General features: G+C 68.9%; 18 protein-coding genes. 3 read left to right on the top strand and 15 right to left on the bottom strand.

Translation table 11 applies throughout. The annotated features are described in order from the left end of the window. Positions 1-41: 41 nt before the first annotated feature. The 13 genes from ST3T6A_RS0115615 to ST3T6A_RS0115550 form a co-directional block, all read right to left on the bottom strand. On the bottom strand, positions 42-1,106 hold the full coding sequence (locus ST3T6A_RS0115615) for a GSCFA domain-containing protein (RefSeq protein WP_019833888.1): 1,065 nt from the start codon (positions 1,104-1,106) through the stop codon (positions 42-44). Beyond that, a complete protein-coding gene (locus ST3T6A_RS0115610; protein WP_019833887.1) occupies positions 1,103-1,843 on the bottom strand; it encodes a hypothetical protein in 741 nt (246 codons plus the stop codon). Before ST3T6A_RS0115610 ends, ST3T6A_RS0115615 begins: the two co-directional genes overlap by 4 nt. Further along, on the bottom strand, positions 1,840-4,032 hold the full coding sequence (locus ST3T6A_RS0115605; protein ID WP_019833886.1) for a hypothetical protein: 2,193 nt from the start codon (positions 4,030-4,032) through the stop codon (positions 1,840-1,842). The genes ST3T6A_RS0115610 and ST3T6A_RS0115605 overlap by 4 nt, the downstream gene beginning before the upstream one ends. 35 nt (positions 4,033-4,067) lie before the next feature. Next, positions 4,068-5,165 carry a hypothetical protein gene (locus ST3T6A_RS0115600; RefSeq protein WP_019833885.1) on the bottom strand — a complete coding sequence of 366 codons (1,098 nt, stop codon included), beginning with the start codon at positions 5,163-5,165 and terminating at the stop codon, positions 4,068-4,070. A 107-nt stretch (positions 5,166-5,272) separates the two neighbouring features. Beyond that, on the bottom strand, positions 5,273-6,097 hold the full coding sequence (locus ST3T6A_RS0115595; RefSeq protein ID WP_019833884.1) for an ABC transporter permease: 825 nt from the start codon (positions 6,095-6,097) through the stop codon (positions 5,273-5,275). Continuing rightward, on the bottom strand, positions 6,097-7,350 hold the full coding sequence (locus ST3T6A_RS0115590; RefSeq protein ID WP_019833883.1) for a glycosyltransferase family 4 protein: 1,254 nt from the start codon (positions 7,348-7,350) through the stop codon (positions 6,097-6,099). Before ST3T6A_RS0115590 ends, ST3T6A_RS0115595 begins: the two co-directional genes overlap by 1 nt. Then, positions 7,347-8,588, bottom strand: a complete 1,242-nt coding sequence (locus tag ST3T6A_RS0115585) for a capsule biosynthesis protein (protein ID WP_026359766.1) — start codon at positions 8,586-8,588, stop codon at positions 7,347-7,349. The genes ST3T6A_RS0115590 and ST3T6A_RS0115585 overlap by 4 nt, the downstream gene beginning before the upstream one ends. 223 nt (positions 8,589-8,811) lie before the next feature. After that, a complete protein-coding gene (locus ST3T6A_RS21610; RefSeq protein WP_157602894.1) occupies positions 8,812-9,414 on the bottom strand; it encodes a hypothetical protein in 603 nt (200 codons plus the stop codon). A 91-nt stretch (positions 9,415-9,505) separates the two neighbouring features. Further along, on the bottom strand, positions 9,506-11,188 hold the full coding sequence (locus ST3T6A_RS0115570; RefSeq protein ID WP_019833879.1) for a capsular polysaccharide export protein, LipB/KpsS family: 1,683 nt from the start codon (positions 11,186-11,188) through the stop codon (positions 9,506-9,508). Between the two features lie 14 nt (positions 11,189-11,202). Continuing rightward, complete coding sequence (locus ST3T6A_RS0115565; RefSeq protein ID WP_037538485.1) at positions 11,203-12,243, bottom strand: phytanoyl-CoA dioxygenase family protein; 1,041 nt, start codon at positions 12,241-12,243, stop codon at positions 11,203-11,205. 40 nt (positions 12,244-12,283) lie between these two features. Continuing rightward, on the bottom strand, positions 12,284-12,886 hold the full coding sequence (locus tag ST3T6A_RS0115560) for a histidine phosphatase family protein (protein ID WP_019833877.1): 603 nt from the start codon (positions 12,884-12,886) through the stop codon (positions 12,284-12,286). Next, entirely contained in the window at positions 12,883-13,701 is an 819-nt protein-coding gene (locus ST3T6A_RS0115555; RefSeq protein WP_019833876.1) for a 3-deoxy-manno-octulosonate cytidylyltransferase, read from the bottom strand. Before ST3T6A_RS0115555 ends, ST3T6A_RS0115560 begins: the two co-directional genes overlap by 4 nt. A gap of 10 nt (positions 13,702-13,711) precedes the next feature. Next, positions 13,712-14,668, bottom strand: coding sequence for a KpsF/GutQ family sugar-phosphate isomerase (locus tag ST3T6A_RS0115550; RefSeq protein ID WP_019833875.1), 957 nt, complete (start codon positions 14,666-14,668; stop codon positions 13,712-13,714). Positions 14,669-14,933: 265 nt separating this feature from the next. On the opposite strand from ST3T6A_RS0115550, the gene kdsA reads away from it, so the two are divergent. Together kdsA and ST3T6A_RS20935 are read left to right on the top strand one after the other, a co-directional pair. Next, positions 14,934-15,764: a 3-deoxy-8-phosphooctulonate synthase gene (gene kdsA, locus ST3T6A_RS0115545; protein WP_019833874.1), complete on the top strand. Its 831-nt coding sequence runs from the start codon at positions 14,934-14,936 to the stop codon at positions 15,762-15,764. Between the two features lie 263 nt (positions 15,765-16,027). Further along, complete coding sequence (locus tag ST3T6A_RS20935) at positions 16,028-16,564, top strand: TonB family protein (protein ID WP_019833873.1); 537 nt, start codon at positions 16,028-16,030, stop codon at positions 16,562-16,564. A gap of 60 nt (positions 16,565-16,624) precedes the next feature. Here the strand turns inward: ST3T6A_RS20935 and ST3T6A_RS0115535 are convergent, their stop codons facing one another. Continuing rightward, positions 16,625-16,981: a GntR family transcriptional regulator gene (locus ST3T6A_RS0115535; RefSeq protein ID WP_019833872.1), complete on the bottom strand. Its 357-nt coding sequence runs from the start codon at positions 16,979-16,981 to the stop codon at positions 16,625-16,627. Positions 16,982-17,024: 43 nt separating this feature from the next. Further along, a complete protein-coding gene (locus tag ST3T6A_RS0115530; protein WP_019833871.1) occupies positions 17,025-17,603 on the bottom strand; it encodes a nitroreductase family protein in 579 nt (192 codons plus the stop codon). Between the two features lie 198 nt (positions 17,604-17,801). Here ST3T6A_RS0115530 and ST3T6A_RS0115525 point away from each other — a divergent pair, with 198 nt between their 5' ends. Then, positions 17,802-19,592, top strand: a complete 1,791-nt coding sequence (locus ST3T6A_RS0115525) for a peptide MFS transporter (protein WP_019833870.1) — start codon at positions 17,802-17,804, stop codon at positions 19,590-19,592. The last annotated feature ends 263 nt before the right edge of the window (positions 19,593-19,855 follow it).

Raw genomic sequence — 19,855 nt, 5'->3', positions numbered from 1 at the left:
GATCGGGTAGCGGAGGGCAGGGGCGTCCGCAACGGCGCGTGTCAGGGCTGGTCCAGCATGGCCTCGTCGCACATCGTCTCGATCCAGGCGGCGATGTCGGGGGCTACTCCCGTCTCGACCTCGCGGGACGGGGCGGCGGGCATGCCGGGCTCGATCCCGGCGGCGTGGCGGAGGAAGACCGACATGACGTGCGACACGCCTTCCTCGGTCACTTCGCGCAAATCCTCGGCGTAGAAGCGTCCGCGCGCCTGCGGCCCGGTGACGATCTCGTAGGAGGGGAAATAGAAGACGTCGCCGACCTCCTCGTACACCTCCTGCGCGGCCACCCGGAGCACCGATTTGGAGTAGATCGTCGCCGGCAGCACGTGCTGCGCCGAGGCGCTGGCGGCGAGCGGCACGGGCGAGACGGTGAGCATCACGCGGGCGCGCGGATTGACCGAGCGCAGTCGCGCGATGAAGTCCTGCAACTGCGCGCGGACTTCCGACGCGCGGAGATTGTGGAAGCGGTAGGCAGCCGGATCGAACGTCCCGCCCGCCACGCCGGGGCAGATTGGGAAGGCCGCGCCATCGGCCGCCGAGACCCATCCCTCGGTCAGCCCCAGCGTGAAGACGAACACATCGAGCGTCTCGAACGCCTCGCGGACCTTGGCGAAATGATGCGCCCGGTCGGTGAGCAGCTCGGCTTCGGAGGAGAAGCCGCCGGGCTGGATGGTCGGCCGGAAGGGATCGGCGACACCGCCGTCCGCCAGCCGCCACGGGGCCTCGGCAGGCGTGAACCGGGCATAGGCGCGGTCGAAGAGCTGCACGAGCTGGAGCGTCGTGTAGATGTTGCCGTAGCGCGCGGTGTAGACGCCGTAGCCGGCCGCCTTCGCGGCCTCGGCGGGGACGATCGGGTGCGCCGTCTCGGTGACGAGATAGTGGAAGCCGCTCGCCGCCAGATGGCGCGCGATGTGCTGGGCGAAGCAGCTCCCGGCGGTCGCCACCTTGTCCTCGCGGGAGAGGTGGAGGAAGGGGCCGGCGATCGGATCGGCCCATGGCGCCGTCGCCGCGACCGAGCGCCGCCAATAGGCCGTGTCCGGCATCGCGCGATAGGGATGGTCCGTCATGCCATGGCCTCCAGTGCGCGGATCAGCGCTTCGCCATATTGCTCGTTCCCGTGCGTGGCGTCGCCGGCGAGATGGGGCAGCAGGAAGCCGTCCGCATCGCACAGCGTCGCGGGGACGGGGAGGAAGCGGCATCCGAGCGCCTCCACCGCCTCGCGCACGATGCGGCTGTTGAGCCGCCAGATCCGCCAGCGCAGGCCGGCGGGCGCGACGCCGCGCGCCTCCAGCCCGCGCCCCTGGAAATAGGCGTCGGCCTGCACGGCGATGGCGGCGTCGTCCCGCAGCGGGGGCGGGCTCTCGATATGGATGAAGGGCCCGAACTCGGCCAGCCGCCGCAGCCGCGCGAGATCGCGCGCAATGCCCTTTTCGAGCGCAGCGCGGACCAGCGCCTCGGGAATCGGCTCGGCGGCCTCGTCGAGGGGCAAGGGGGAGCCGCCGGTCAAATGGAAGTCGAACGGCCGTTCATGCTGCACCAGCGCGATCGCGTTGTGGAAATTGCCGCCCATCGCCGAGGCGAACAGCGGGTCGTGCCGGTCGAGCTGGTCGCGGATCGTCTCGACGAGGCTCGGGCCGAAGCGGGCATCCGGCCCTTCGCCCTCCATCTCGGGGCGATAGCGCTCCTCCAGCGTGTGGATGACGCGGGTGCGGGGGGCTTCGGGGTTCGTTTCGCGGCGGGTCCTGGCCGCGGAGCGGATCGCGGCGATGTGGCTCTGGCCCACGACGAGAATGTTGCGGCTCATGCCTCGACCTCCAGATGCCCACCCTCGAACGCCGTCGCGCCGTCGACACCGCCGATCTCGATCACGTCGCCGGGCTTCACCTCGCTCGCGTCGAAGCGGAGCGAGAAGCCATAGGCGCCGTGGCCGATGCCGGCGGCCAGCAGATCGGCGCGGAAGGTGCTGGCGGCGGCGCGCGCGATCGTCCGCCCCGCGACATGGGCGCGCAGGGCCGGCTGCGCGCCGGGCCATTCGGGCAGGTACAGCCAGCCGTCGAGCGACACCTCGCCCGTGCCCTCCAGCCGCAGCCGGCCTGGCGCGGACAGGGACGCGGCGCCGGTGGCCGCATCGAGATAACCCGACAACGGCGCGACATGGGTGATCGGCGCCTGCGAGGCGATCGGTGCGATCGGGCGGCGGAGCGCGGGGCCATCGTCCGCGCCGATCTTGTCCGGCTGGACGATGCCCGCGCCGTGGAAGACGGCCGCCGTCAGCCCGAGCAGGCCGATCAGCCCGAAATAGTCGAAACGCGTATCCCGGAGGTGCGCCAGCAGCCGCTCGCGGTCGATGCTGTCCCACAGGGCCACGTCCGTGGTGCGGAACAGGTCGGACAGCCACGCCCGCAGCCGGGGCATATAGTTCACCGAATGCTGCCAGTTGCCGAACAACGGCAGACCGGGCGCGGCGAGCAGCGGTGGTGTCTGCGGCGCGTTGGGAAGTGCCGCGTTCCAGCTCTGGTGTGCGAAGGGCAGGTCCAGCAGTTCGGGCGCGAGGCGGCGGACGATCTCGAAATGCAGCCGCTCCTGCCGCCGCTCGCCGGCCGTGAGGCGGAAGGCGAGCGCTTGCAGGCTGTCGACACCGAGCGGCATGATCGGCTGCTGCTCGAAGGATTTGATGCCCCGGATGCCGCCCAGCCAGTTCGGCACGCGGTTGCGGAGGTAGAAGAGATCGGGGAGATCGGCCTCCTCCGCGCCTTCCGCGCGGGCGGCGTCCATCTGCGCGGCCACCTCGGCCACCATCGCCGCGCGGGCCTCCGGGCGCAGCAGTTCGAGTGGATCGAACGGGGCCTGGAGCCGGATCATCGCCACCGGGTCGAGCACGCCATCGCCGCCGCCCTTGGCATAGGCCTTGAGCACCTCGCCGAGATGGCCGGTCATCGTCGTGGTCGCGCCCTTGGCGGTGCCGCTGACGAGATCCCAGCCACCCATGCCGCCGTCGGTCTGATAGACCAGCCGGGCGAGGGCGGCATGGAACATGTCGGCGTCCCAGTCGGTGCGGGCGCGTAGGCCGGGGGCCGTCTCGCGCCGATGGGGAACGCCGATGCGCGCGGCGATCAGACGGCCGGCCTCGACGTCCGGATGACCCTCCGGCCCGCGCGTGAAAAGCTGCAGCCGGTCGCGCAAGCCCGCTGCGAGGCAGATGGCGAGCACGGCGCGGCTGTCCTTGCCCCCGGTGATGGGGAGCGTGACGATCCCGTCGCCCGCGCCGAGCAGGGCGGCTGCGCGCGCCTCTTCCAGCCCGCGTTCGAGCAGGGCCTCGCTCCCCTCCGCCTCGAAGCCGCGTGGCGTGCCGGGGACGGGGAGGATGGCGGCGGGGGGCAGATGGCGCGCCCGTCTGTTCTCCACCACCATCGGCGCGGCGAGCTGGCGAACATTCCGCCACGCCGTCGCGCGGCCGACGCGATAGCCGATGGTGGAGAGCCACAGCCCCGCCTCCGGCTCGGGCGTCCAGTCCTGCCCCAGCAGCGCGAGGAAGGCAGCGCGCGAGGCGACCATCGCGTCGTTGTCGGTGCGGCGGAAGAGCTGGTGCAGCCCGCGCGGATCGGAGAAGGCCGTCAGCGTGCCGCAGGGATGGAGGCGGGCGACGGCATATTCGCCGGTCACATCGTCGGGCAGGCGCTGTCCGGGGCGTTCCAGCAGCCGTGCCACCTCGGCGGCGGAGACGAGGCTGGGCACGCCATCCCGCTGCCGCCAGAGCACGCCATGGATGACGCAGGCGCCGCCTTCCGGGTCGGTCCAGACCTGCTCGTCGGTGCGGTAGAAATGCGTGTCGGTGGCGAAGGCGGCGAGCTGCCACACACCGCCCCGCGTCGCGATCGGGAGCGCGAAGCTCCGGTCCGGGACGACATGCGCCTCGTCCCGCAAGCGTTCGTGAAGCAGGGAAGGCGGCCCGAGCCGGACCGCCTCCTCATGCCAGAGAGCGAACAGCGCCATCGTCGGAACGGATCAGCGGCGTTCGCGCCCGTTCGTTACGCGGTGTGCTCGCGCACGCCGGCCACGATCAGCCAGCCGATGCTGTAGGCCACCAGCAGCGAGAGGAACACGGTGAGCAGCGTCTCCGCGCGCTTCGGATAGAGCGCCTTCACCGGCATCGACGGATCGACGATGCGCAGCAGATAGAGGCTCTGGCGGCGGGCGGTGTCGCGCGCCTTCTCCAGCGCGGCGGAAGCGACTTCGTAGCGCTTGGCAGCGAACGCCTGACGGACCTTCAGATCCTCATAGCCGCCGAGACGCGAGGCGACCGTGCTGCCCGAGCCGGTGAGCTTGCCCTTCTGCCGGCCGACCTCGGCCTCCAGCGCCGACACGCGCTGCTGCATCGCGCGATATTGCGGGCTGTTGTGATCGATCATCGTGCCCATCAGCGCGAGCTGCGAGCGCGCTGAGGCGAGGCTGCCCTCAATCTGCGTCAGCAGCGAGGACTGCTGCACACCCGAGACGGTCGGATCGACGTCGGCATTGCCCTGGCGATAGGCGGTCATGCGCGCCTCGATGTCGCGGGCATTCTGTTCGGCTTCATCGACCTGGCGCTGCGCGTTGCGCACCGCGTCGTTGTAGGAGCGCTGGTTGAGCTGGTTCACGCGCTCCTCGCCGAGCGTCAGCAGGCGCTGGATGAGCGCATAGGAATCGCCCGGCCGGAATGCGCGGACCTCCAGCGTGGAAATGCCGGTGTCGCGGTTGTAGCGGGTCTTCACCCGGCCCTCATAATAATCGTGCAGACGCTCGGGCGTCGGATCGGCGGGGTGGAGCTTGGACAGCATGTCCGCTTCCGGACGGCGGAAAATCTGCACCAGATTCATCTGCTTCTGGAGAGTGTCGACGGCTTCCTGCGAGCCGAGATAGTCCGACACGCCCATCGCCTGCGACTGGCTCGACGAAACCGGGCCGGAGAAGCCGAACACGTCGCCGATGCTCATCGGCATGCTCGTGCCCGTCGACGACTGGATCACGAAATGCGCTTCCGTCTGATACTGATCGGCCGCGATCACATAGAGATAGAGCGCGGTCAGCAGCGTCGGCAACACCACGATCAGCATGAGGGGCCGACGCTTGCGCATCCAGTCCATCATGCGCCGGCCTGGCGAGGCCTTTCCATGATCGGTCGAATGGGCCGGGGTTATGAAACCGTGCATGTTCATGAATGATGCCTATCGAAGCAGGTTTTTGCGCGGGCAGATCAGCTGAGCTGGATGCGGTTGCGAACGGTGGAAAGCAGCAGCAGCCCGATCAGGGTCAGCCCCACATTCCAGGCGGTTGCATAAGGAAGATCGACATATTCGAGGGTCGCGCTGGCGAACTGGCCATAGCGGACCATCTCGAACATATGCGGCAGCGGCACCCACAGCAGATAGCTGCGATACGGTTCGGGAATCCAGGACACCGCGATGAACGCACCGGAAATCGGCATCGCGAAATAGGTGGCCGGGTGGACGAGCCGGCCGAGCGTATGGCGCTCATAGGTGCCGGCCGTGATGATCATCGACAGCGCGAAGGACACCCAGAAGACATAGAAGATGCCGAGCATCAGATAGAGCGGGCGGGCGGGCCAGTCGGTGAAGCCCATCGCGATCGATATCGAGAGCAGGATCAGGAAGGCGGAAACCGTGCCCGCCAGTTCCAGCAGCGCGCGCGCGACCGTGATGTCCAGCACCGTCACCATCCGGTGATAGAGCAGGCCGAGATTGCCTGGCAGCGCGCCCTCCGCGCGGTTCACGATGCCGCGGAAGATGATGAAGATCGAATAGCCCGTAACCGCGAAGGCCACGGGGTTCATGTCGCCCTCATGGCCGCGCTGGCCGCTGTGCATGGCGGCGATGACGCTGCCGAACATCAGCGGTTCAGCGACGACCCAGAGATAGCCGATATTGTCGCGGCCATAGCGCGTGTGCAGTTCGCGCATCAGCAGCGCGCCGATCACGCGGAGCTGGATTTCGAGCGACTGGAGGAACGACGTTCCCTTGTCGACTGTCGTAGGGCTTTCGCTCAGCCGAACGTCCGACATCAGGCAATTTCCTCAACGGTCTTCAGTACAATCCGCACATGCTCTTCCCAACTGGGGGCGGCCCAGGCCTGCATCCGCGCGAGCTGGGCTGCGCGGCGTCCCGACCCCGGAGCGCTATACTCGATTAACGCATTGTGCCAGCCGATACCATCCAGAGGATGGATGTAGTCCGCCGCATCGCTGCCGGCCTCACGAAGCGCGGGCAGGTCGCTGCAGATCACCGGCGTGCCGAGCGCCAGCGCCTCCGTCACCGGCATCCCGAACCCTTCCGCGAACGAGGGGAGCAGCACGGCGCAGGCGCCCGCCACGATGCCGCGCATGTCCGCGTCCGAGAGGGCGGACATCTCCTCGACATGCCCCTTCAGCGCCGGACAGCGATCGAGCATGTCGACGACCTGCTCGTTTTCCCAGCCGCGCCGGCCGATGATGACGAGCTTCGGGATCGGCCGGTCCCCGGCTTCCTCCGCCCATTGCCGCCAGATGTTGAGCAGCAGGAGATGGTTCTTCCGCGCCTCGATCGTGCCGAGGCAGGCGAAATAGGGCTGGGCGGTCGGACGCGGCACGGGCCGGCTTTCGTCGTGGAGGCCGAGATGGGCGACGCGGAGCGGAATGTCCCGTCGCTCGGCCGCGAGGTGCGGCGCGAAGGAGCGCAAGGTCGCCGCCGAATTGCCCAGCGCCGCAGACGCCAGCCGCGCCACCGTCCGGATGCGGCGCCGGTGGAGCGCATCCCCGCCGGGGCGGGCATATTCGGGATATTCGATCGGGATCAGATCGTGGATCAGGCAGACGAGGCGCGCCTGCTCGCGCCGCAATATGTCCCGGACAAGCTGTTCGTTGTGGAGATGGTGCGGCGAACTCTGCACCAGCACGCGGCGCGCCGATCCGCCCGGCCGCGCGCGGCGGGGGCGCATCTGCCACAGCACCTTGAGCGCGTGGAGCTTGCGGCCGGGCCCGCTCGCGGGAATCTCGATCTCCCCGGCCCACGCGGCGCGGGTCGCCTCCAGGAAGGCGCGGGCGGTCTTCGTCGGGATGCGGCCGTAGAAGCCGGTCGGATGCACGAGGCAGAAGGACAGGCGCTCGGGCGCCTCGCGCAGCAGCCCTTCGGCATAGGCCAGCTCGACCCGGTCCACGCCGGTCGGCGTCTTGTGCAGTACGCGCGAGACCAGCCGCGAGATGTCGAGCAGGATCTCGGGCTGGTCGGCTAGGGGAGGACGGGTGCGCGTATCCCGGGGATCGCGCCAGGCGGTCGTCATGGACGGGCGACGGGCACGGCCAGATCGACGGGGCCGGCCTCGGTCAGCCGGCTCATGGCGGCGGAGACGAGCAGGTCGATGCCGGCATTGCTCAGGAACGCCCCGTGCAGCAGGCAGCGATTGGCGAGAACGCGGTGGAACGCGTCGTAGATCGTCGGATCGGGCGCCGTCGGGTTCAGCCAGAAGCTGTCCAGCGGCTGCTGGTCCGTCACGCCGGGGATGTCGTAGACCGCATCGCCCAGCACCTTCACCGCGCGCCCAGCGGCGAGCGACAGCGTGCCGCTCGTGCTGTTCACCGTCACCATGCCGCGCGAGCCGTTGACGAGCTTCAGCAGATCGCCCTGCTCCAGGAAGGCGATCCGCTCGCCGATGCCGAGCGAAGCTGCGATCTCGGCCACGACGGTGCGCCAGTCCTTGAGGCCGCTGTCGAGCGGATGCTCCTTGATGGCGAGCATCATCTCGGCGGGCGCATGGGCCGCGAAGCTGCGCATCACCGTCTCGATCGCCGGCCGCATCTCGCCGAAGGGGGAGTGGACGCGGATCTGGTAATCCGAGTTCAACTGGAGCGGAAAGAGGAAATAGTTTGTCTTCTCAAGGCGCTCAAGGTCGAGCTGCGTCCGCGCTTGATCCTCGTCATGCTTCGAGAAGCGGCGGAGGAACATGATGCCCTCCCACACCGGATTGCGCGAACGGTGGCTGCCGTGGAACGGGAAGCGCCAGTGCTGGAGCACGACCTCCGCATAATAGAAGAACGCCGCCCAGCCTCGCGCCGTCGTGTAGGAGGGGATCGGCTCATGCTCGCCCGGCGCCGGAAGGCCGCGCGCCTGCTCGACATACCATTGCGGATCGCGCGACAGGGTCGAGTTGCCGTTCACGCCGTCGCGTTCCAGCGTCACCCAGTCAGGCCGGATATAGCCTTCCTCGAAGACGTGGACGCGCACGTCGGCGGCCCGCGCGATGGCGACGGCCTCGATATGATGCGGGCGGCTGTCCCCGAACAGGATCAGGTCGGTGACCGCTTCCTTGGCGAGATAGCGCTCGAAGAAAGCCGGCCAGTGCCGGTCCTTGCCGCGGAAATCCGTGCCGTTCGGCCAGGTTGCGCGGTCGCCGCCGTTGAAGTTGATCCGGCGCACGCGATGCCCCGCCTGCTCCATGGCGTTACCGAGCTTGGGGAAGAAGGAGCCGTGCGGGCCCTGGAGGAAGAGGAATGTCCGGCGAATTCTGGGATGCTGCCTCACGAATGCGCGCTCCGCATCATGGAACGGGCCATCGTGCAGAGGGAGGTCTGCCCAGTCATGTAATCCCCGGCAATCATGGCGGACACAGCACCGTCTCGATCGGTCGCCATTTCGTAGCGAACTCCGAAGAGGCGCGCGAATTGCATCAAAAGCAACATTGTTTCGGATAACGAAATGCGGCCGGCGCCGCAAGCCGCGCGCCGGCGGGAGGGAAACGCCATGGTCAGATCCTGACGTTGCGCAGCGCTTCGCGATCGGCGGTGGCGAGCAGCGTCCCCACGGTGATCGGCAGGACGGCGGGCAGGAGCATCGCGGCGAAGGCCAGCCAGTGCGGCACATGGCCGATCAGCATCAGCGCGGACAGCAGCCAGTAGGCGAGATGCCCGGCATAGGCGCGGATGCCGCAGCTCGTCCGCTGGTCGCTGCCGACACGCTGGGCGAAGACCGTCCACGGCCCGGTCGCGACGCCGTAGGACCAGAACCAGAGCAGCTCGGCGCGCGCGGGGAAGGCCATGATGCGGGTGAGGCAGAGATATTCCCAGCCGAGCACCACGAGCATCGGCAGGATGCCGCTCAGCAGGCCGACCAGACGACCGGTGCGGCGGCCATGCCGCTCCAGCGCGGCGAGCGCGGCGGCGTCGAGGCCCCTCACCACGAATTCGAGCAGGGCGGCCACGATCAGGCCGACGACGAAGGCTCCGATCCCGCCGACGACGACCATCCATGCGCCGGACAGCAGGAGGGCAACGCCGCTGATAACGCTGACGAGGCTCAACAGGGCCATGGGGATCGTCGCCAATCCCATCACCGTACCAACCAAATCCAAGCGTCGCTCCCCTCCGGCTCCGGCGGGCGCCCTAGCCTATCATGGCCACGGTGAAAACAGGCGAGTGACGTCAGGATGACGCCAAATCGGGCTAACGGCTCGCGAGGCGGCCCTGGAGGCGGCGCAGCGTGGTGAGCCAGGTGGCCTTGGGCCGGACCTGCTCCGCCAGCCGCGACACCAGCAATTCCGCGGGACAGGGCAGGAAGGTGACGGGGTCGAGATAGCGCGGATAGAGGATCAGCACGCCGGCGACGAGTTCGTGCACGGTCAGCCGTCGCGTCCGACGCCCGGGCACTGCGCCGAGATCGCGGGTGACGCCCCAGCCCGCATAGAAGGGCGTTCCGTGCGTGGTGACGTCCCGCCCGCGCAGCAGCGCCTCGAAGCCGGTGAGCGAGGTCAGCACATGCACGCCGTCCACCAGATCGAGAAGCTGCGCCATGCCGCCGCCGCGCACCACCTTGTCCGCATGGCGCAGCGCCTCCTCGTCCGGCACCGCGCCGCGCCGGTGGCCGGCATCGACGTCCGGGTGGGGGCGGAACCAGATTTCGGCATCGGGCTCCAGCGCGCGGACCCGCTCCAGCAGCGTGAGATTGCTGGCCAACCCGCCGCCGCCGAGCAGGACGGACATGTCGTCCTCCACCTGTCCGGGGACGAGGACGAGGCGTCGCGCGGGGGCGCGCTCGGGGAAGCGGTGCGCGGCGGCGCCACCATATTTGCTGATGCCGGCCTTGACGATGAAGGCTTCCAGCGCCCGTGCCCGTTCGATCAGCGGCTCGGGGAAGTCTGCCGTTTCAAGCAGATGTTCGAGGTCGCTCGCACGGGATGGGTCGTAATGGATGCCCCGCCGGTCGACCGCGACCGAGAAGGGCGGGAAGAGATTGCTGCCCAGCCCCACCGAGCGGACGAAGCCGTCCTCCACCCGGATCAGCGGCACGCCCTCGCGCGCGGCCTCCTCGCGGAAGCCTTCGGGCAGACGCGACGGCCAGACGGCGATGCCCGCGCCCGCCGCCTTCGCCGCCTCGATCGCGGGGCGGGTGGAGGTGGTGAAGCGCAGCGGCGTCTTGCGCGGCGCCCAGAGGAAGCGCTCGATCTCGCGGCGCTTCCACCAGGCGATGCCGGCGGCGACGGCGATGCGATGGTTGGCATCGATCGTCTCGCGCCACAGCGCGAGGAGGGCGATGGCCTCCTCCACCGCGCAGGGCTCGCCGGTGAAGGGATTGCGATAGCGGGTCGCGGCGAGCAGGTCGCGCGCGACCAGGCGGGCGCGTTCCTCGGGCGGGGTGGCGTTACTGCTGAAGCGTCCGGGTGTGTGGATGCGGAGCGGGGCTCCGGCGATGCAGGCGAGCGCCGCCATCTCGTCGTCGCCATGGACGTGCCACGCCGCGCCGCTCGTTAGCAGCGGCCACGGATCGACCTCTCCGATCGCGGTGCGGATGCCCTTCGCGCTGAGCTTCCATGCCGCATGCCGCGCCCATTTGGCGTAGGGCAACAGGATCAGCGGCGCGGCGGCGTCCGTGGCAGGGAGCGCTTCCACCATCCGCTCCGCTTCACTGGCGGAGGCGGGGCGCAGCACGGCCGTCACCGCCCCGAACTCGGCGGGCGCGGCCCAGCTCGGCCCGCCGATCCGCGCCTCCCGGATGGCGGCGAGCAGCGTTTCGATGCGCTCCGGCGACAGATCGGGCTCTGGTCCGGTCGCGCGCACGCTCACCGCTGCCTCGGCCGGATCGACGCGCGGGAAGGGCGGGGAGCGCAGGAGGGGCGGGAAGCTCGGCATCGGCGCGATCGGGCTCAGCCGCCTACGTCTTCGGCGGCGGGGGCGGCGGGCGTCTTGATCCCGGCGTCGCGCCACGGCTGGCCGAGCCATGCACGGAAGCGGTCGCGCGCCGCCCACATCCAGTTGGCGCGCCGCTCGGCGATGCCGGGGAGGCTCAAGAGGTCGAACCCCGTCCACGGCAGGAAGGGATTGCGGCGGCCATAGGTCCAGATCTCGACGCGGATCGACGGACGCACCGACGGCCCGCGCGCATGGAAGCCGGAGGTGTCCGCCACCACCAGCGTGTTCGCCGGCACCGCGAAGGCTTTGGGCGCAGGCAGGCCGAGGCTCGCCAGCTCGTCCTGCCGGATACGCAGCGAGCCGCGCGAGGAGAGCCGGTCGAGGCCGTCGCGCGCGCGGATGCTGCGCTCCTTCTCCCAGGCGAGGCGCTCGGGCGTCATCCGGTGCGAGCCGGGGACGTAGACGAAGGGGCCTTCTTCCGCGTCCACGTCGGTGAGGAAGTAGAAGGCCTTGACCGTCGCGTGGAAGGTGTCGGCGTGGAGCGCGGTCTGCGGGTCCGGCTCGCGGTCGTTCACATGGGAGAGGATCGTCTGGATATAGCCGACGGGCTCGCTGTCGAAGCTGCCGACATAGCGCATCAGCCCGCGCCATTTCGCGCTGCGGATTAGCGTACGGACACCCGGCATCGCGTCGAGCGCGGCGGGATCGAGCGCCATGCGGCGCGTGATCGTGTCGCCCTGCACCATCTCGCGCGCGGGTCCGCGATAGGAGAGCGCCTCTTCGCGCAGCCGGGCGAACTCCTGCGGCGGCAGGAAGTCGCGCTTCATCACGAAGCCGTCGCGCTCGAAGGCGGCGCGCTCCTCGGCCGAGATGAGCCCGCTCAGCCGCTGCCGCCGCGACCGCGCCAATGCCGCCGCGATCCGCACGCGCCCGACATGCAGGCCCCAGCGGTTGAGCAGGGGCGAACCGATCAGGGGATTGTCGCTGAACGCCTTGGCCCCGGTCGCCAGCTCGGCGAGCCACCATGGGAAGAGGAGAATGCGCAACGGGTTCATCCGCGCCCTTTCGGCCAGCCGTCGCCCGCGCGCAAGAGGGTCAGGGGCGGCGATCCCAGGCTTCGAGGCGCAGGCCGGCTTCGGTCGCGGCGATTTCGCCCCATGCGCCGGTGCGCAGCTTGAGCGTGGGCAGCGCGCTCGCCTGTTCGCGGAGCGCCGGGTCGGTGGTGAGCGCGAAGCGCGCCGCCCCGTTGCTGGTGACGAGGAGGATGTTGCCGCTGCTCTCTGTGTAGAGCTGTCGCCATGCGGCGAGGCGGGCGGGGACGTCGATCGCCCAGCCGGGGGGCACGGTGGCGTCGCGCTCCCATGCCGCCAGCGCTTCCTCGCCGATGCGGGCGAGGACGGCGGCCTCTGGCTGGTTCTCGTCGGGGCCGTGGTCGACTTCGGCGAGCCAGTCGGCGGTCTCGATCGGCGGGGTTGCGGAGAGGGCAGCGGCGATCAGCTCGGCCGTCTCTCGGGTGCGCAGCAGCGGGGATGTCAGGATGCGGTCGAAGCTACGCCCGGCGAAAGTGCGGCCGAGCGCGCGGGCTTGCTCGCGGCCGCTCTCGACCAGCGGTATGTCGGTTCTGAGGCCGACGCGGCGTGGCGTTTCGCCGGGCGCGAAGGTGTTGCCGTGGCGGACGATCGTGAAACGGGCGCTCATGCCCGGTAAGGATCGCCCAGTTCAGCGATCAGTGTCTCCGCCAGCGCGACATCCTCCGGCGTGTCGATGCCCGAGACGGCGAAGCGCGGCGGCGCGACTTCGACGGTCAGGATGTCGAGCCCCATTTCCAGAAAGCGGAGCTGTTCCAGCCCCTCAATCTGCTCGTAATGCGAGAGCGGGGTCTGCTCGAACCGCTCCAGCGCATCGAAGCGATAGGCGTAGAGGCCGAGATGCTGGAACACCGGCGACTGGGGCGATTGCTTCCGTCGCTCGGCCTCGTCGCGGATGGCGGGGATGATGGCTTTCGAGAACCACAGCGCCCGCCCGTCCGGCGCCCGCACGCAGGTGGTGCCGCTGAAGGGCGCGCGGGTCTTGTGGTCGCGCAGGCGGTCCAGTTCGGCCCAGCCCATGCGCGTGACGGGCGTGGCGGCGGCGGTGCTGCTGGCGCGCACGGCCTCGATCAGTTGCGCCACCACCTCCGGGGGCATGAAGGGCGCGTCGCCCTGAAGGTTGACGACGATCTCCGGCCGCACCTCCCGGCTGAGGGCCGCGGCATAGGCACGGCCCGAGCCCGAGCTGATATCGCTCGCCGTCATCACCGCCGCGCAGCCGAGGTCGCGGGCGTGCGCCTCGATGCGCGGATCGTCGGTGGCGACGAGGATGTCGATGTCGCCCGCCACGCGCGACGCCTCGCGCGCGACATGGACGACCCGCTCCAGCAGCGTCCGCCCCGCGATCCGCACGAGCGGCTTGCCCGGCAGCCGCTTCGATCCGAAGCGGGCCGGGACGACGATCAGGTCGGTACGGGACGTCAAAGGAAGAGGCTCAGGCCACCCCGTGGCGCAGCACGTCGTGCAGGTGGATCGCGCCGACCAGACGGCGGTTCTCGCACACGAACAGCACGGTCACGGCGTTCTCGTTCATGATGCGCAGCGCATCGGACGAGAGGGTGGTCGGCGGCACGGCCAGCGGGCTGGACGTCATGTGCGCGCTGATGTCGTCGTGCAGATGATTGGTCGCAAAGCTGCGGCGGAGATCGCCGTCGGTGAAGGCGCCGACCAGCTCGCCCTGTTCGTTCACCACCGCCGTGCTGCCGTAGCGCTTGCGGCTCATCTCGAAGGTGGCGTCCATCAGCGTGGCGCCGGTCGAGACGACGGGCACGGCCTCGCCGGTGCCCATGAGCTGGCCCACGGTGGTGAGCTGCGCGCCGAGGCGGCCGCCCGGATGAAGAACGTGGAAGTCGGACTTCGAGAAACCGCGCTTTTCGATCAGCGCGATCGCCAGCGCGTCGCCCAGCACCACCTGCATCGTGGTCGACGAGGTCGGCGCGAGCTGGTTCGGGCAAGCCTCGCGCACGGCGGGCAGCGGCAGGCAGATGTCGGCGGCGCGGCCCGCGGTGCTGTCGGCGCGTGAGGTGCACACGATCAGCTTCACGCCGAAGCGGCGGCAATAGGCGATGATGTCGCCGAGTTCGGTGGTCTCGCCCGACCAGGTGAGCGCCATCACGAGATCGTCCGGCGTGATCATGCCGAGATCGCCGTGGCTCGCCTCGCCCGGATGGATGAACATTGAGCGCGTGCCGGTGGAGGTCATGGTGGCGGCGATCTTGCGGCCGATGATGCCGCTCTTGCCCATGCCGGTGACGATCACGCGGCCCTTGGTGTCATGGATGGTGTCCACCGCCAGGGCGAACGAGTCCCCGAGGTCCGTCTCGCGGAGCGCCTGGGCGAGGGTCGCCAGCGCTTCCTGCTCGATGCGGACGGTCTGGACGGCAGAGAGCATGGCGTTTTCGCCAATCCTGCTCATCTCCATGATACGCAAACTCCCCTTCATACCCATGGTCCCCCGGCAGCGCTGATACAGTGCCGACCTCTTATGACGTTGCGAGTCCGGTTTTCCCTTAGGCGAGGGCGTAACGGTCGCAAGCGTTGACTTCCACAGCAATCGCGTCGCAGGAGCCGAACGAAGATCAACGGCGCGCCGTTCCCGACGAACGTGCGACTTTTTTACAGCGGCTCCCCATGGCCTGCTGAGAGGACGACGGCAAATGCTTTTGTGTGGCCAGGAAGTAGGGCTCGACCAGCGGCTCTTCGTGATCGCGGGGCCTTGCGTGATCGAGAGCGAGGCGCTCGCGCTCTCGACCGCCGAGACGCTGAAGGGCATCGCCGAGCGGCTCGGTATCCTGTTGATCTACAAGAGTTCCTTCGACAAGGCGAACCGCAGCTCGGGCAAGTCCTACCGTGGCCTCGGCATGGACGAGGGGCTGCGCATCCTCGAAAAGGTGCGCGCCGAGACGGGCCTTCCGGTGCTCACCGACGTGCATGACGGCGATCAGGTGAAGCCGGTGGCCGAAGTGGTCGACGTGCTCCAGACGCCCGCCTTCCTCGCGCGGCAGACCGATTTCATCGCGGCAGTGGCGGCGAGCGGCAAGCCGGTCAACATCAAGAAGGCGCAGTTCATGGCACCGGGCGACATGGGCAATGTCGTCACCAAGGCCCGCGATGCCGCGACTCGCGCGGGCGTGCCCGACGACCAGTTCCTCGTCTGCGAACGCGGGGCCTCGTTCGGCTACAACAACCTCGTCTCCGACATGCGCAGCCTCGCCATTATGCGCGACACCGGCTGCCCGGTGGTGTTCGACGCGACCCATTCGGTGCAGCTTCCGGGCGGGCAGGGCGATCGCTCGGGCGGGCAGCGCGAGTTCGTGCCGGTCCTCGCCCGAGCGGCGGTGGGAGCGGGCATCTCGGGCCTGTTCATGGAGACGCATCCCGATCCCGAGACGGCGCTCTCCGACGGCCCCAATGCCCTGCCGCTCGGCGAGGCGGAGCCGCTGCTGCGCCAGCTCCTCGCCATCGACGCGGTGGTGAAGGCGTACTGAGGCCAGCGATCCGGCTACGTGTCAATTTGGTAATGAAATTACACGAATGATGCAGTTCGTGGAAGGGATCGTGTCGTTTGTCGATCCCGCCTTAAGGAAAATTGCCTTCAGGCGCTAGGTGACCCTTGCCCGGTGACTCGCGACGAGGGCGTCGGACATGCCGGACTTGGTGTCGCTTGGCAGGCCTCGTGGCGGGGCGGGCATCGTCGACGCGGAAGCGCCGCATCCCCGGTCGCGGGCATCTACGCAGAGGAGAGACGGATATGCTCAAGCGCAACTGGCGCCTGCTGGCGCTCGCGCCGCTTCTGGCCACGCCTGTGTGGGCGCATGGGGCCCAGACCCATGACAACAACGCCGCCATCACCGTCCAGGCACAGCATGAGACGGTGGGCGAATGGTCCCAGCGTGTGGGCCGCAGCCTCGACGATGAGTTGGTCTATCCGCACAGGGCCGGACCGGATGATTATGCGCAGGGGCTCGCCAAGGTGAGCTTCCGCTGCTCGGACGACGGCAGGCCGGGAAGCGTCGCAATGCTCTCCTCGTCCGGATCGCGTGATCTCGACCGGGCGGCGATGCAGGCGGTGAAGCGCATTCCCACGCTGCACCCGCTGCCCGACGGCATCAGCCACGACCGGGCCTTCCAGGCGTGGATCGCCTTCGCGCTTGATGAGGGGGCGCTGAAGAGAATGGCCAACACCGCCCATCGCGATGCCGACCAGATGAACGCCCGCGTCGAGCGAGATCGCACCGGCCGTCAGGTGGCGAGCAACGCGCTGCCGATCGTGATCGCCGCCAACTGATCCGCCAGCCTGCCGTGCGGAGGGGCTTCCCCATCTCCCCCTCCGCCCGGCCGTTTTGGCTCAGGCGGGCGTCTCGACATCCTCATGGAAGAGATCGGCCGGATCGAGGTCCAGCCGGCGGATCTGCGCGTGGATGCGCGGCCATGTGTCGCGCAGGAAGGCGGTGCGCTCCTCGGCGCGCAGCCGTTCGCTCGCGCCCTTGGCGACGAACATGCCGATGCCGCGACGCACGACCACGAGGCCATTGTCCTGAAAGCTCTGATAAGCCTTGGCGACGGTCAGCGGGTTGGCGCCATATTCGGCGGCCAGCGCGCGGACCGAGGGGAGCGGATCGCCGTCGCGATACCGGCCTTCGAGAATGGCCTCCGCGATCGAGTCGCGCAGGCGGAGATAGACGGGGCGATCGTCATGGGCCATAGCGATATGCTGTACTAACACAGCAGCGCAGGATCAAGCGCCATCAGCCGTTCCAGCGCGAGACAATGCTGTCGAAATCGGGACGGGGGCGCTCTTCGGGCTCCTTGCCGGGCGTGCCGAGGAAGACGAAGCCCGCGATCCGCGCGCCGGGATGGCCGAGCCCTTCCGCGACCTCCGGCGAATAGGCCGCCCAGCTCGTCAGCCAGCCGCCCACGAAGCCTTCCGCATGGGCGGCATAGAGCATCGCGGTGCAGGCGGCGCCGGCGGACAGCTCCTGCTCCCAGAGTGGGATGGGGCGCTCGACATTGGGCGTGGAGAGAACGGCGACGAGCACCGGCGCCTGATGGGCGAACTGCTGAAGCGTCTCGATCTCGCGGGGCGTGGGGGCCGGCTTGTCGACGCGATAGGCGCGCTCCAGAAGCGCGGCGAACGCCTCGCGCTGTTCCGCGCCGATCACCACGAAGCGCCACGGCGCGATCTTGCCATGATCGGGCACGCGCATCGCGGCAGTGAGGATGCGGCGGAGTTGCGCCTCGTCGGGGCCGGGGGCCACCATGTCGCGCGGCTTGCCCGAGCGGCGCGTGGCGGCGAGCGCGGCGGGGGAGGAGAGGTCGTTCAGCATGGCGTCCCGCTAGCAGCCGGAGCGGCAGCCGCCAACTCGCGGGCGCAGGTATGTGGCGATGCTGCGTTGCGATCGTGCGACAATCGGCAACATCCTTGCGCGGGGCTCTTGGCATCGCCGCCGCCGTCGCTAGGGTGCGCGCCATAATCGGCCGCGCCCGCAAGGTGCCGCGCGCCGTCCTCTTGTTCTGGAGCATCCATGGTCCTTCCGGACGCCGACGCAACCTTCGAGCCGGGGTCGCCCCACGTCAGCCGATCTGACGGCGGCACCTGGCTCGGCCATCCGCGACAACTCGCGCGCCTCTTCTCGGTCGAAGCGTGGGAGCGCTTCGGCTTCTACGGCCTGCGCGCGCTGCTGGTCCTCTATCTGACCAACCACTTCCTGCTCTCCGACCGCGAGGCCAACGGCCTCTACGGCGGCTATATGAGCCTTGTGTACCTGACCCCGGTGGTCGGCGGCCTGATCGCGGACCGCTATCTGGGCTCGAAGCGCTCGGTGAAGTTCGGCGCGATCGTGATGGCGGTAGGCTATTTCCTGCTTTGCTTCGGCGGGCAGCCGGCCAAGCCCTTCGCGCTGATCGACGGCCAGCGCTATGAGGTGACCGAGCAGAAGGCGGCGGACGACAGCAAGCAGCAGTTCATCACTGCCGCCGGCCAGCACCTGCGCATCAAGGGCCAGCCGGACGGTTCCGTCCAGCTCCTCGCCGACGACGGCCATGTCGCGCGCACCGTGTCGAAGGAGAGCTTCTCCTCCGACGCCCACCGCTCGCCCTTCTATGTCGCGCTGATGCTGTTCGCGCTCAGCCTGATCGTGGTGGGCAACGGCTTCTTCAAGCCGAACATCTCCACCATCGTGGGCTCGCTCTATGCGGAAGGGGACCGCCGGCGCGACGCGGGCTTCACCATCTTCTATTGGGGCATCAACATCGGCTCCATCGGCAGCCAGACGCTCTGCCCCGTGCTGGTGACGTGGTTCGGCTGGTGGGCGGGCTTCCTGCTCGCGGCGATCGGCATGTTGTTCGCCTATGCGCTCATCAGCTTCGACGGCGGACGGCTTGCCGGCTATGGCGAGCCTCCGGCGCGCGAGGGCAAGGACCGTGCGGCGATCATCTACATCCTCGCCGTCCTGGCCGCCCCGCTCACCTGGCTGGTGCTGCGCAACGTGATGGAGGCCCCGGAGGCCGCTGCGGGCGCGGGCTTCGTCGGCTATCTGCTGGCGCTGCCGGTGCTGGGCAAGGTGCTGTTCGTCACCTTCCTCGCGGCCGTGGTAGGCATCCCGATCTGGGCGTGGAAGGCGGGCACCCGCGCCGAGTTCCAGATGATGCTGGCGGCGGTGATCCTCGTCGTCTTCAACGTCACCTTCTGGACGCTGTTCGAGCAGGCGGGCTCCTCGCTCACCCTGTTCGCGGATCGCAACACCGATCTCAGCCTGTTCGGCCTGCATATGTCGGCCGCGCAGACGCAGAATTTCAATCCGATCACCATCGTGCTGTTCGCGCCTGTCATGAGCTGGCTGTGGCTGGCGCTGGCGAAGCGCAACTGGGAGCCGTCGATCCCGATCAAGTTCGGCCTCGCGCTGGTGCTGGTCGGCGCGGGCTTCGTGCTGCTGGCGTTCAGCGGCCATTTCGCCGGTTCGAGCTTCCGCGTCTCGCTCTGGTGGCTGGTGGCGACCTATTTCCTCCACTCGATCGCGGAGCTGTGCATCTCGCCGGTCGGCCTGTCGATGATCACCAAGCTGTCGATCGCGCGCGTGGTGGGCATGATGATGGGCGTATGGTTCCTGTCGATCTCGGTCGCGGAATATTTCGCGGGTGCGATCGCGCAGGCGGCTTCGGTGCAGACGGTTGGCGGTCAGGTGACCAACGCCGAACTCAGCCTCCACACCTATCTGGGCAGCTTCCAGACGGGCGGCATCGCGACCATCGCGGCCGGCGTGCTGCTGCTGGTGTTGGCGCCGGTGCTGAAGCGCCTGATGCACGGCGTGCGCTGACGGACGGGCTGGCCGGGGTTCGCCCGGCCAGTCTTTCGATCACTGTGACGCAGACGATCAATTTCACGACAACGCCGGACACGGCTATTCAGGTCGTGTTCCCAGGGTTCCTCCCCTGGCCCTTATGGGAACCCCAAGCCCCGCTGGCTCCCCCCCCTTTGGCCAGCGGGGCAATTTGTATCTGCGCCATGGCGTTGCGCGCTGGCGGCGTTGCGGCCGCCTTTTTCGTTGCCACACCAACTCGTCACCCCGGACTTGATCCG

This window comes from Sphingomonas sp. PR090111-T3T-6A, assembly GCF_000383095.1.
GTDB lineage: Bacteria > Pseudomonadota > Alphaproteobacteria > Sphingomonadales > Sphingomonadaceae > Solisphingomonas.
This window is presented reverse-complemented; position numbering and strand designations above follow the sequence as displayed.